The sequence below is a fragment of the Gardnerella sp. c10Ua_31 genome, assembly GCF_055700915.1.
Window position 1 is genome coordinate 407,835 of the sequence record NZ_JANUYG010000001.1, and the last position, 12,489, is coordinate 420,323.

At 41.4% G+C, this 12,489-nt stretch carries 11 protein-coding genes, 1 tRNA gene and 1 riboswitch; of the genes, 3 read left to right on the forward strand and 9 right to left on the reverse strand.

Going from position 1 to position 12,489, the window contains the following annotated elements:
* Nucleotides 1-223: 223 nt before the first annotated feature.
* Both dusB and NYP55_RS01635 read right to left on the reverse strand, forming a co-directional pair.
* Nucleotides 224-1,378, reverse strand: coding sequence for a tRNA dihydrouridine synthase DusB (gene dusB, locus NYP55_RS01630; RefSeq protein ID WP_346284100.1), 1,155 nt, complete (start codon nt 1,376-1,378; stop codon nt 224-226).
* Nucleotides 1,379-1,448: 70 nt separating this feature from the next.
* Entirely contained in the window at nt 1,449-2,969 is a 1,521-nt protein-coding gene (locus tag NYP55_RS01635) for a glycine--tRNA ligase (RefSeq protein WP_128813968.1), read from the reverse strand.
* Between the two features lie 184 nt (nt 2,970-3,153).
* Here NYP55_RS01635 and NYP55_RS01640 point away from each other — a divergent pair, with 184 nt between their 5' ends.
* Nucleotides 3,154-3,549 carry an MTH1187 family thiamine-binding protein gene (locus NYP55_RS01640; protein ID WP_346284099.1) on the forward strand — a complete coding sequence of 132 codons (396 nt, stop codon included), beginning with the start codon at nt 3,154-3,156 and terminating at the stop codon, nt 3,547-3,549.
* 77 nt (nt 3,550-3,626) lie between these two features.
* Nucleotides 3,627-4,856: a M20 family metallopeptidase gene (locus NYP55_RS01645; protein ID WP_346284098.1), complete on the forward strand. Its 1,230-nt coding sequence runs from the start codon at nt 3,627-3,629 to the stop codon at nt 4,854-4,856.
* A gap of 26 nt (nt 4,857-4,882) precedes the next feature.
* On the opposite strand, the gene NYP55_RS01650 is transcribed toward NYP55_RS01645, so the two are convergent.
* The 6 genes from NYP55_RS01650 to NYP55_RS01675 all read right to left on the reverse strand — a co-directional run bounded on the left by NYP55_RS01650 (nt 4,883) and on the right by NYP55_RS01675 (nt 11,223).
* On the reverse strand, nt 4,883-5,677 hold the full coding sequence (locus NYP55_RS01650; RefSeq protein WP_016635710.1) for an isoprenyl transferase: 795 nt from the start codon (nt 5,675-5,677) through the stop codon (nt 4,883-4,885).
* A 97-nt stretch (nt 5,678-5,774) separates the two neighbouring features.
* Complete coding sequence (locus NYP55_RS01655) at nt 5,775-7,004, reverse strand: phosphotransferase enzyme family protein (protein WP_415697527.1); 1,230 nt, start codon at nt 7,002-7,004, stop codon at nt 5,775-5,777.
* 108 nt (nt 7,005-7,112) lie between these two features.
* Entirely contained in the window at nt 7,113-8,036 is a 924-nt protein-coding gene (locus tag NYP55_RS01660) for an ABC transporter substrate-binding protein (RefSeq protein WP_020758210.1), read from the reverse strand.
* A gap of 176 nt (nt 8,037-8,212) precedes the next feature.
* Entirely contained in the window at nt 8,213-8,833 is a 621-nt protein-coding gene (locus tag NYP55_RS01665; protein WP_004130359.1) for an ECF transporter S component, read from the reverse strand.
* A 36-nt stretch (nt 8,834-8,869) separates the two neighbouring features.
* Nucleotides 8,870-8,971, reverse strand: a riboswitch (TPP riboswitch).
* A gap of 86 nt (nt 8,972-9,057) precedes the next feature.
* Nucleotides 9,058-9,810: a DNA repair protein RecO gene (gene recO / locus NYP55_RS01670; RefSeq protein ID WP_020973338.1), complete on the reverse strand. Its 753-nt coding sequence runs from the start codon at nt 9,808-9,810 to the stop codon at nt 9,058-9,060.
* A 54-nt stretch (nt 9,811-9,864) separates the two neighbouring features.
* Nucleotides 9,865-11,223, reverse strand: a complete 1,359-nt coding sequence (locus NYP55_RS01675) for a DivIVA domain-containing protein (protein WP_472781461.1) — start codon at nt 11,221-11,223, stop codon at nt 9,865-9,867.
* Nucleotides 11,224-11,386: 163 nt separating this feature from the next.
* Between NYP55_RS01675 and NYP55_RS01680 the strand changes: the two genes are divergently transcribed.
* Nucleotides 11,387-11,460 (forward strand) — tRNA-Val (locus NYP55_RS01680).
* Here the strand turns inward: NYP55_RS01680 and NYP55_RS01685 are convergent.
* Entirely contained in the window at nt 11,451-12,368 is a 918-nt protein-coding gene (locus NYP55_RS01685) for a YlbL family protein (RefSeq protein WP_415697585.1), read from the reverse strand. The genes NYP55_RS01680 and NYP55_RS01685 overlap by 10 nt on opposite strands.
* Nucleotides 12,369-12,489: the final 121 nt, after the last annotated feature.

The window sequence follows — 12,489 nt, forward strand, 5'->3', positions numbered from 1 at the left end:
CTCCTGTCACTCACACGCACGTTTTACGCAATACTTTAGCGCAAAACGCTCGATAATGGCGACGTTTTACAAATAAAAACTTAAAAAATGTCACCGATTCGATAATACACCGTGCTATACGCAAATATTTAAGGCGTTTTACCAACAAAAGTTTTGAACATTAAGCAATAGCTTAGACGCCATTTTTAACAGCCGCTAAACCCTAGAAAACTCTAGAAAAACGCTAGTAGCTAGCATCCATCGGGTCATTGCCAAAAAGCTCTTTGCGCTCCTCGCTAGTGGTAATTCTTGAATCCAACCAGCCATATGGCAAATGAACTTTTTTAGCAAAACGAACTCGGCCGCGCGGCGTGTCTAAAACCTGCTCAGGAAGCTTAAGCGATAAATCCAATGCATCAATATTGCGTTGAACATCCTCAATAGACTCGCATTCCATAAAGCTTTTGCGAGTTCCTCCTCCAACTGGGAAGCCTTTCAAATACCACGCAATATGCTTTCGCAAGTCATGAACTGCCATTCGTTCGTCGCCATCATAAAAGTCAACAAGAAGCTCCAAATGCCTTAAAATCACTTTGCAAACTTCGCCAAGACTTGGATTAACGCGATTATCGCTGCCATTGCAAGCAGAACGAATATCAGCAAAAATCCAAGGACGCCCCTGGCATCCGCGGCCAATCGCAACGCCTGCACATCCTGTTTCTTTAAACATTGCAAGAGCATCATTAGCTCCCCAAATATCTCCATTACCAAAAACAGGAATATCCAAAGCCTCTACAAGCTCGCCAATACGGCTCCAATCGGAATGGCCACCATAATATTCTGCAGTCGTACGCGCATGCAAAGTAACAGCCGCACAACCCTCTTCTTGCGCAATATGGCCAGCTTGCATAAAAGTCTGGTGGTCTTCGTCAATTCCAACGCGGAATTTAGCTGTAACTGGGATTCCCGCTGGATTACACACGCTTACAACGCGATGCAAAATCTCTTGGAGCAAATCCGTTTTCCAAGGAAGAGCAGATCCGCCACCGCGCCTTGTAACTTTTGGCACTGGGCAGCCAAAGTTTAAGTCAACGTGATCTGCCATATTCTCGTCAACAACAATTCGAGCAGCTTGCTCCACAATTAAAGGATCCACTCCGTAAAGTTGCAAGGAGCGCACTTTTTCGCTAGGCGCAAAACGGCATAAGCGCAAGGCTTTTGGATTTCTTGCCACCAATGCGCGAGCAGTAATCATTTCTGCAACATACAAGCCATCTGGCCCGTATTCTCGGCAAATCACGCGAAAAGGCCAGTTAGTAATACCGGCCATTGGAGATAAAACAACAGGAGTTGCAATATGAATTTTCCCTAAATCCACTGGTTTAATAGAAAAATCCATATTGCTTTAACTCCGTTCACTTTAATATATTTTTGCTAGCGATTTTACGCGATTTTTTACTAGATGCGTATTAGTACAATCCGCCAGCCTGAGCAATCTTTAAAGGCTGCGACTCGTCAACGCCGCCTTCCTTAGCAACATCCACACCGCCGTCTGCAGCGCGCGTGCCAACAATCTCTACAGGACCTTGCGGATACTTAACGCGCTTTTCATTAATGCGGCTTGCTACGTAATCTGCAACCTTATCTAAGGAAACACGCTCTTGCTGCATAGTGTCGCGCTCGCGAATTGTAACAGCGTGATCTTCCAAAGTATCGAAGTCAACTGTTACACACAAAGGAGTACCAATCTCGTCTTCGCGGCGATAGCGGCGGCCAATAGCACCAGCTTCATCGTAATCAATAACCCAATCGTGCTGACGCAAATCTGCAGCCAAATCTTGAGCAACCGATTGCAATTCTGGCTTCTTGCTTAATGGCAAAACAGCAGCTTTAACAGGAGCCAAGCGAGGATCAAGTCTAAGAACTGTACGCTTATCCACTCCACCCTTAGTGTTTGGAGCCTCATCAACATCATAAGCATCAACCAAAAATGCCATAAGCGAGCGCGTAAGACCAGCAGCAGGCTCAATAACGTAAGGAACATACTTTTCGCCAGTAGCCTGATTAAAGTAGCTCAAATCCTCGCCAGAATGCTTAGCATGAGCAGACAAATCGTAGTCGGTACGGTTTGCAATGCCTTCAAGCTCTCCCCAGTCAGATCCTTGGAAGCCGAATTTGTATTCAATATCTACAGTGCGCTTGGAATAATGGCTTAGCTTCTCTTTAGGATGTTCATACATGCGCAAATTCTCTGGCTTTACGCCCAAATCAACATACCAATTTACGCGCGTATCAATCCAATACTGATGCCAAGCTTCGTCTGTTCCAGGCTCTACAAAGAACTCCATTTCCATTTGCTCAAACTCGCGAGTTCGGAAGATGAAGTTTCCAGGAGTAATCTCGTTACGGAAAGACTTACCAATATTCGCAATGCCAAATGGCGGCTTTTGACGAGTAGAAGTCATAACGTTCTTAAAATCAACAAAAATACCTTGCGCTGTTTCTGGTCGCAAATAATGCAAGCTGTTTTCGTCTTCTACTGGCCCCAAATGAGTGCGAAGCATCATGTTAAAATCGCGAGGCTCCGTCCAATTTCCGCGAGTTCCGCAATCTGGGCAAGCAATGTCTTTTAAGCCATTTTCTGGCATTTTATCGCCATGCTTTTCGGCATAAGATTCTTCGAGCTTATCCGCACGATGGCGCTTATGGCAATTCAAGCACTCAATAAGAGGATCGTTGAACACAGAAACGTGACCAGACGCAACCCAAACTTGAGAAGGCAAAATAACAGACGTATCTACGCCAACAACATCGCCACGAGTAGTGACCATATAACGCCACCATTCGCGCTTAATGTTATCTTTTAACGCAACGCCCAAAGGGCCATAATCCCACGCGGAGCGAGTTCCGCCGTAAATCTCTCCAGCTGGAAACACAAATCCACGACGCTTAGCCAGCGACACAACTTCATCAAGTTTTGAAACAGCCACAATACACCTTTTTCGTAAATCTAGAAAATTCGGGTGAAACGGTGTTTATTATAGAAAAACCCTGTGACGCTAACGCAACATATAAAGCTACATAAACATATAAAGCTACATATATAAGCTAAACGAATACAATAATGTATAAGCATAATTTTTCATACGCATTTGTATTTTGAAAGGACTTAAAATGAGCGAAAACAATGTTGAAAAGACTAATGATAACAAGACTCGCGATACTTGCGATACTTACAATAACAAAAATTCCCACAAAACTAATACAGTTGCAGCATTATGCATTGCTCCTAGCGGAGTTGGCGAAGAACTTAGCGAATACGTAGCAGATTGCGTTAAAGTGATTCGTGATTCTGGATTAAAAAACGAAACAAACGCAATGTTTACAAACATCGAAGGCGAATTCGACGACGTTATGCGCGTTGTAAAAGACGCAACTATGGTTCTTGTAGAAAAAGGCTACCGCACAGGCGTTATATTAAAACTAGACATTCGCCCTGGTTTTAGCGGCCAAATAGACGCAAAAGCTGCTCTTGTAGACAAGATTCTTGAAGAACGCGAAAACAAGTAATTTGTTAATAAATAATTTATAAATAAAACATAAAATAGAGCTAAATTGTAATAAGCACAATAAGAAAGCAGAAATTAATGCTGCAAATTAAATCAGTTAAGCAAATATTGTCCAACATAAAAGAAACTCAAGCAGATAGAGAAAAGAAGTATAAATACCTGCATCAGCATCCTGAATTATCTATGCAAGAAACGCATACAGCACAAGAAATCATAGATATTCTTACTAAAGATGGAATTGAAACAAAGCGAGTTGGCAAAACAGGCGTTGTGGCAGAGATTAAAAACGGCAAAGGTCCCATTGTTGCTATGCGAGCAGATATCGATGCTCTTCCTGTTACAGAAAATTCAGGAAAAGACTACGCTTCAACAGTTACAACACAAGATGAAAATGGTAAAACAGTTGGAGTTTCACACGCTTGCGGTCACGATTTTCATATTGCAAGTTTACTTGGAGCTTTACAAGCTTTTAACAATCATAAAGAAGCATGGCATGGAACCTACATTGGAGTGTTTCAACCAGGAGAAGAAACAGCTCAAGGCGCAAAAAGCTTGGTAGAAAATGGCATTACACGCATTATCCCAAAGCCAGATGTTTATCTTGGTCAGCATGTACTTGCAGCAATTCCTGCAGGAACAGTTGGTATTAAATCAGGAGCATTTTTAACTACCGCATCTTCAATTCGCGTACACATTTTTGGTAAAGGATCTCATGGATCTATGCCAGAATTAAGCGTTGACCCTGTGGTTTTAGCTTCGTCTATTGTGTTGAAATTGCAAACGATTGTATCTCGTGAAGTAGCTGCTAAAGATTACGCAATAGTTACAGTCGGCGCAATAAACGCTGGAAGTAAGTCAAACATTATTCCAGACGATGCGGAACTTTTGATTAATACTAGAACATACAGCGAAGATACTCAAAAATTTGTTCACTCTGCCATTGAGCGAATTGTGCGCGGAGAGTGCAATCTAGCACGATGCCCAAAGGAACCAGAATTTACATACTATGACCGCTATCCATTAACCAATAATGACGAAGCATCAGTTTATCGCGTGCGCGAAGCTTTCGACGAATATTTTGGTGAAAATTCTGTACAAATCAGCAAACAGTCTGCTTCTGAAGATTTTTCTATTGTTGCAAATGCTTTCAATACACCTTACGCATACTGGGGATTAGGTGGATTTGAAGACATGAAAAATGCTCCAGGAAACCACAATCCAGCTTTTGCTCCAGATTTGCAACCAACTCTAAATCGTGGACTTGAATCAGCCGTTGTTGCAGCTTGCGCATGGCTAGCTTGCGACTAATAAATTAATTCTACTAACAAATAAGTTTAAGCGGTTTTTACGCCACCAAACCTGCGGTCGCGATGCGCATAACGGTCAATTGACCTCCACAGCGCTTCGCGACCATAATCTGGGAAGAGTTCTGGCACAAAATCAAGCTCCGCATAAGACGCTTGCCAAGGCAAAAAGTTGCTTGTGCGCTGCTCTCCCGAAGTGCGAATCACAAGATCGCAATCTGGAATATCTGGATTATACAAGTGCTCCGCAATCATCTTCTCGCTAATGCGATCGCCCTTAATTTTGCCGCTTTTAACTTCCCTAGCAATTGCCGCGCAAGCGTCTGCGATTTCCGCGCGACCACCATAGTTTAAGCAAAAAACAACGTCAATTGTAGTATTATTTTTTGTGATTTCTTGAGCTTTTTCCAACTCGTCAATAACAGACTTCCACAATTTAGGCCGTCTTCCAGCCCAGCGCACGCGCACTCCCCACTCGTTCATTTGCGCAACTCTGCGGTGAATAATATCTCTAGAAAATCCCATCAAAAAATGCACTTCTTGAGGAGATCTCTTCCAATTTTCCGTAGAAAACGTGTACAAGCTCAAGTAGCGAACACCTGCTTCTATAGCACCTGCAATAGTGTCAAAAACCACTGGTTCCGCCGCTTTATGCCCTTCGGTGCGAATCATTCCGCGCTCTTTAGCCCAACGCCCATTGCCGTCCATAATCACGCCTACATGTCGAGGAACTTTGCCTTTAGGAAAATCTGGCACACGGCTAGGATCACTAAATGGAGCCGCTGGAATATTTAACGAAGTGTAATCAACGTTTTCAAAACTCATAGTTAAAATCTAACAACCCCATTGAACGAATAGCTAAAGCGTTTTGCAAAGCTAAATAAAAGCATGCAAAATCAAGTAAAAAATCCACTAAAATCCTCTATATTTCTCGCAAAATCTCTATTAAAGCGTTTAAGTATTGCTCTCCAAAGCAAGATTTGTACCATCTAGCATGCTCTAAGAATCCAGTATCGTAGCCCCAAATCTTAAAATCGTAAGATCCATTTGACTTTAAGTAATAGTCTACAAATTCTACGCATTGCTCGATTTGACTTACAGATAAAACAAGCGGAAGCAACTCTTTTTCAACATCTGTTAATGGTTCAACGCTAGAATATCCTTGCAAAATTGACTTAACTAAGTCCGTTCTAAATGAATCTTTTTTGCCATTCGCAATATCTACCCATTGAATTGTGTTGCGTTCTAAAGTCATTGCTAAATCGTAGATTGCTGTGTTTTTATACGCCATTCCAAAGTCAAATACTGCGCTTGGAGCACTACCTTCCCACATAAAATTAGATATATGCGGATCTCCATGAGTCCACTGCTTTTTTAGATTCACGTACCCTAAATCGTAAATTTTTTTGCATGTTGGAGCAAATTCGCTTAAATCTTTTACAAAATCACGATTCTGCTCTTTTAAGAATTTTGCTAAATCGGGTCTATTTTTTAACCAAACTTCGGCATCATTTTGCACGTCTTCGCTTGCACAAAGAGTAAATCTTGATTGAAAAGCGTTGATTTCCTTAGGATTTGGCTCGTCAAAACTTTGCGAAGCTAAGGCGATTCTTGCCATCATTACTCCAAGATTTTTGGCTTCTTCGCACGTTTTAGGCGGATCCCAAGTGTACGCGTCTTTGTACCGGTCTTCCCCACTAGCTTTTAAAGTCACTTCGTAAGCACAATCGCCTATTACAAGAAGAGTGCCGTCTACGTAAATATCGCCAGAAGTATCGCCACAAATATTCTTTTCTAAACCTAAAGTCTCGCTATTTTTATTAAAATACAAGTACTTTGGCGTGCTTATTTTGTTTTGTAAAAGATGCTCCGCAAAACGATGATACGGCCTAATTGTGCTTGCTTGCCTCACTTTTGTGCTGCATCTTTTAATATAAACGTCTAAACTTTGCGATTTTCTTGGCGAATCATCTTTGTAATGCGCGCGAATCAATGAACCTGCAGCCATCGGGCGCAAACTATGGCTTAAAACGCAATCTGCTTCTAGCGGCTCCCCTAAAAGCGAGCACACAGTATTTGCCTCATCTAAATCAACATTTGCCCATCTTTGAGCAACAATATCTAGTTGAGGGTCGTTGCTTTCGTTTTCCATATTTGCTCCAATTATTGCCACAGGTTCATTGAATTGTGATATTTATTTTCGATTGTAATTGCGTTTGCAATCGTTATTATGCTTGCGATTCAAGCACATGCTGGCCGACTATTCTGGCAAATACTCGTTTGTTACGCATCCGCTTTCTAGGCTCTTTAGCGCGCAATCAAGAGGCACGCTTAAGTGGCCATTTTCACCCATCCAACGAGTGTAGTTTTCCACCAAAGCCATGTCTGCTGTACCCCAACGACCATTCTTGTCGTACCAAGACGGAATCACTTCGTCTAGCGAGGCGCGCAAAGCCTCTGGGCTAATGTGGCAAAGCGTATTTTGCAAAGCATCAACGCCAGCCTGCGGGTCTTTTCCTGCAAGTTCATAGCCCTTAACGGTTGCGCTTGCAAAGTTGCGTATTAATTGCGGATTTCGCTCAATCATCTCTTGGCGAGCGCAAACATAGTAAGAATGATGCGGAGCTACGCCAATAGAATCGAATGGAAGAACAACAACTTGATCAAATGGAAGCGAACCCTGGTATGGCTCCCACCAAGCAACGTTAATAAAAGCGTCGCACATTCCGCGCTCTACTGCTCGAATGTCTGGCTCCCATGGGCCTGGGTCAATTGTAATCAGCTTGCTAAAGTCGCCTCCGTCGGCAGCAACAGCCTGCTGAAGCTCCGTGTATAAGCGCTTAACGCCCATAGGGATTACTACGCGCTTTCCTTCTAGATCTTTGAATCGCGTAATGCCCGTGTTTTTATTTGTTATGATTCCGCCAATTTGCGATTGATTCATTACAGCAAATGACGTTAGCTTGTTTGCGCCATTTTGATGAGCCAAAAGCTGATTTAAGCGAACAAGAGCTATATCTACTTCTCCACGCTCCAAGCATGCTGGAACATCTCCACGCTCCGTATCTGTGCTTGTAAACTCTACATCTAATCCGTATTGTGCGTACAATCCGCGCTTTCTTGCAAGGTACATACCTGCGTGATTCGTCCATGGATGCACATATTCAAGACGTACTCTTAGCATACTAACTCCTTTGTTTTATAGTGATTTGTGATTTTATTATTTGCGACTTTTATTTGCGACTTAACTTGCGACTTAACTTGCAACTTTTCTTGCGACTTAACTTGCGACTTTACAAAAGTGGGCGAGGTTATTAATCCCCCGCCCACAAATAAAATCTTACTAGCAAAAGTTAAGACTTAAGCGCGTACTTCTTTGCCAGAAGCAAAACGGCTCAATGCGCCAGTAGCAGCAATACCCTTGTACAAGTACCACATAACTACACCACCAATTACAGCACCAGAAATCATGCTGCAAAGTGTGTGAATCATCATGAATGCGCCAAAGATTGGAACACCTGCGTAGTAGAACGGATAGGTTGAAACGATTCCACCCAAACCAGCTAACGCGCCAGAAAGTGCAGTCAAACCAACGTTCCACTTGCGATACATAACAAACAAGAATGCAAACTCAGCGAACAAGCCCTGAACAAAACCAGGAAGAACGGTACCAATACCGCCCCAGTGGCTACCAACAGTCAACTCAACCATTGCAGCAATAAACTCACCGAATAGTGCAGCGCCTGGCTTGCGAACCATAATAGCAGCTAAAGGACCAGCGAAGTAGAACAAACCGTAGTACAAAGCGCTAACGCCTGGAACTGGAATAAGCTTAAGAGCAGCAGAAATAGGCTCACTAATCAAGCCGATGCCCCAGAAGATAATACCAGAAGCTACAGCAATAACAACCGTGAGCGTAACATCGGCTACGTTCCAACGCAAGGATGGACGCACGGTCTCTTCTTCAACAGATGTACCCATTAGGGTCTCCTTTCATCTTTAACCAATCAAACAAAGGCGACCCTGCAGAAAACTCCGTACGTCGGCATTACCCGATTCACGTTAAACGGTTAGACAGTAATCTTCTCAGCTCTTAAAAGAGCACCCGTGCCTGATATCATTCATATTGCATCAGACAGCGAGGACAAATTTTATAAAATTCAAACATAAAATTAACAAAATCGCTCATTAAGATAATAGAAACTCTAATCAAAATACAGCGAATTAGAATTTTTTTCGCTTAAACGCATAGATCTAATAGGCTTTTCTAACCAATATTCGCACCATTGTTCAACGCATTTAGACGTTAAATCGTCAATACTTGTTCCGTCTAAATTTTGCCAATCGCCATTAATTAATGAAATCATTTGAAAACGCGCTAAATCATTGCACTTAATAGACTCTAAAGCATGATCTTTAGAGCACATAACTCCACCACTAGCTGCCGAAAAATAGTCTAAATCATTGCGTGTTGAACAAATAACGCACTCATTTAACCTAGGAGACCATCCAGCTAATTGCAATGCTCTTAAAACGTACGAAAGCGCGATTGATTCAGCACTATGCAAACTTTTAGAAAGAGCAGACAAAGCAGCTATAAGAAGATTGTATTGTGAGCAAGAATCCGAATATTGTGCGCAAGACGAGACCAAATCGTCTGCAATCTCTGCAATCATGCTAGCACAACTATACAGATTGTAATCCGCACAAATGCTACCAGCATAAGGCGAAACTAAAACCGCTTGAGAAATAACATCAAAAGTTTTGCCAGTTGCAAAAAGTGCATTAACACGCATAAATGGCTCTAAGCGCCCACCAAATCTAGATTTTAACCGCCTTACACCTTTTGCAACAGCTCGAACCTTGCCATGCTTTTTAGTGAGCATAACAATAACTCGATCAGCTTCCCCAAGAGGAAAAGTCTTAAGAACAACAGCTTCATCGTTATATAACGGCATTAATCAATAACTCTTAGCTTGTATAATCCCTAAATCTAAGTGAAAAATAGATTATTAATTATGATTTGGGTTTACAAATCCGCCAAAATTAGATTCGCCAGTATCGTCAAAATCATCTGAATCATTATTTGCTTCGCGAGAAGAATCTTCAACCGAAGTGTCAAAATGGTTCATAACAGGGAACGAAAGATCTGGAATATCTAAATTAAGACTTTGCGAAGGCTCGAACTTAGGCGAAGCAAGAAGTGAAAGATTCAAATCTCCAATGGATTTAGAATCATTTGCATTGTTATTACTTGCATTGTTAGCATTTGCATTATTTACACCATCAGCATTCGCACTAACAACATTCGCGCTATCTTCCTTCTTTTCTGCATCTTTAACTTTTCCAAAATCATTATTGTTAGTAGCAAAATTGTTGGAAGCAGCATTAGGAGCATAAGACGGAGGGAATGCTGGAGGCATAACAGTAGACGCTTGCGACATTTCGTCGTCTGTATCGTCACTTGCTTCAACACTCGCAGAGTGAGGAGTAAAAATCGCCTTCTGCGCATGATGCTCAACAGGAATAGATGGAGGAATTGCTGGAGGCATTAATGGAGATGGAGCTGGAGCTGCCGCAGGTCCAACAACACTAGGTTCAACAACACTAGGTTCAACAACACTAGGCGCAGAAGATGTTTTAGAAACAACATTTTCTTGTAAATCATTATTAGACTTAGCAGAAACGCCAAAATTAGCAGAATCAACAGAATCACTAGGATCGAAGTCTGTATACTTAGCAACTCGATCATAAGACTCAAGTCTGCTTAATAAGCGAACGCAAGCATTTAGATAATAGTCCACCTGACGCTCGTCATATCCTCGTTTTCCAGAACGTTGAGTAAACAGAACATTAGAAACAAACATTGCGTCAATTTTGTCTAAATCACTTAAGCTGCTTCCCCAAACTGGATTATATCCAAGAAGAATAGCAATCTTATCTAGCGACTTATTTACAACATTGTCTACTTGTTTTTTATCGTAAGAAGGCTTACGCGATTGCGCAGAATCAAAGCGCATTTTATAATCACGCTGGGAATGAGAAAGCAAAACTCTATATTCTTCGTCTGCTTGTGCCTTCCAAACAACCTTGCCGCGATTAGAAATCTCGTACTGCGTAGTCTTATCTACAACTGCACGCTCTAATCTAGAAAGAGCAGCATCTACTTGAGGAATGGCATATCCTTCATCTTCCAGATCGAAAGATACGTCTTGAATATCTTTTTGAGTAAGACTAATGTCGCTAGATTCATACAAAGAATGAGCACGCTCAAGAAAATCATTAACTTGCTCTACGCTGTAACCCTTCTTGCGCTTACCTACACGCTCAATACCCGAAGAATTACGCGCGGTATCAGGTTTACTCGCCATAAACAATAGACCTCCTGAACAGATTCGTATTCATTACACTTTACGCGATTGTTAAGACGCATAAACAAAACACACGCAAACACGCAAATGATATATGCGCAAAACACGCCTAAAACACAAATTAACGTTTCTAGTACACACCATACTGTATCTTGTTTCAAGCGGGCGATTAGCTCAGCTGGCTAGAGCGCCACCTTTACACGGTGGATGTCGGGGGTTCGAGTCCCTCATCGCCCACTTTCCGCTTTGCAAGTTCTTAAAGAATCTAGATTTTTACCAGCTTTAATTTTTGCTAACGCTTTGTATGCGTCATCCAATGTTTTTACGCTTACAACTTTTAAGCCTTGCGGAATATTCCCAACAACTTCATTGCAATTGCTGTTTGGCGCTAAGAACCATTTAGCTCCGTCTCTTTTTGCAGATATCATCTTTAATCGAATACCGCCAATCGGACCAACTTTCCCAGAGTTATCAATGGTTCCCGTTCCAGCGATTATTTTTCCACCAGTCAAATCTGTGTTTGTAAGCTTGTTCAAAATACCCAAAGCGTACATCATGCCTGCAGAAGGTCCACCAATATCGTCTATATGCAACTTAATCTTTACATTTTTTACATTCACATTAAGATGTTTCTTCGCATAATCCAAAGCCGCCACTTGCGCAGAAGATTGCGAAGAAGTCATTTGCTTATTTGTTTCTTTCTTATAATCGCTTGCGTTTTGATTTACTGGAACAAGAACTTCTCTAGGTAAAACTTGCTTTTTAGAATCGAACCAAGATGCAATCGCATATATATTTGGAATCTCGTATCCTGGTATTCCAGACGTATTTACTGTTACTAAAAGAAGCTTTCCACTTTTTGACGAAGATTTATAGTCAGTATTCTTAACAGCGCCATTTTTAACATTAATCACATATTTTCCAAAAGACTTTCCTAGAACATCTTGAGTTGGCCCAGGTTCTTCCACAACATATGCACTTGGTAGAAAAAGCGCGATAATCGACATAACTACAATAAATAACCCAACAAAATACCTAAATGACTTAGCGGAAAAATATTCAACAAGATCCCCAACAGTATTTTTAAGAGTAGTGAATATATTTTTATTGATTTTATTAAACATGTACGTAATCTTATTAGGCATCTTATTAGGCATAAAATTAATAGTATATGTAAATGTGCATAACCTACACTCTAAAAACCCTAACAAGATGCGGTTTTTGAAAAAATTTGAAAAAGTTATACACATTATTAATTTATTAGCA

What these genes read in the sequence shown, in the direction of transcription:
- dusB (WP_346284100.1), bottom strand. Translation starts at nt 1,378, where the DNA reads ATGGATTTTTCTATTAAACCAGTGGATTTAGGGAAAATTCATATTGCA.
- NYP55_RS01640 (WP_346284099.1), top strand. Translation starts at nt 3,154, where the DNA reads ATGAGCGAAAACAATGTTGAAAAGACTAATGATAACAAGACTCGCGAT.
- NYP55_RS01645 (WP_346284098.1), top strand. Translation starts at nt 3,627, where the DNA reads ATGCTGCAAATTAAATCAGTTAAGCAAATATTGTCCAACATAAAAGAA.
- NYP55_RS01650 (WP_016635710.1), bottom strand. Translation starts at nt 5,677, where the DNA reads ATGAGTTTTGAAAACGTTGATTACACTTCGTTAAATATTCCAGCGGCT.
- NYP55_RS01655 (WP_415697527.1), bottom strand. Translation starts at nt 7,004, where the DNA reads ATGGAAAACGAAAGCAACGACCCTCAACTAGATATTGTTGCTCAAAGA.
- NYP55_RS01660 (WP_020758210.1), bottom strand. Translation starts at nt 8,036, where the DNA reads ATGCTAAGAGTACGTCTTGAATATGTGCATCCATGGACGAATCACGCA.
- NYP55_RS01665 (WP_004130359.1), bottom strand. Translation starts at nt 8,833, where the DNA reads ATGGGTACATCTGTTGAAGAAGAGACCGTGCGTCCATCCTTGCGTTGG.
- recO (WP_020973338.1), bottom strand. Translation starts at nt 9,810, where the DNA reads ATGCCGTTATATAACGATGAAGCTGTTGTTCTTAAGACTTTTCCTCTT.
- NYP55_RS01675 (WP_472781461.1), bottom strand. Translation starts at nt 11,223, where the DNA reads ATGGCGAGTAAACCTGATACCGCGCGTAATTCTTCGGGTATTGAGCGT.
- NYP55_RS01685 (WP_415697585.1), bottom strand. Translation starts at nt 12,368, where the DNA reads ATGCCTAATAAGATTACGTACATGTTTAATAAAATCAATAAAAATATA.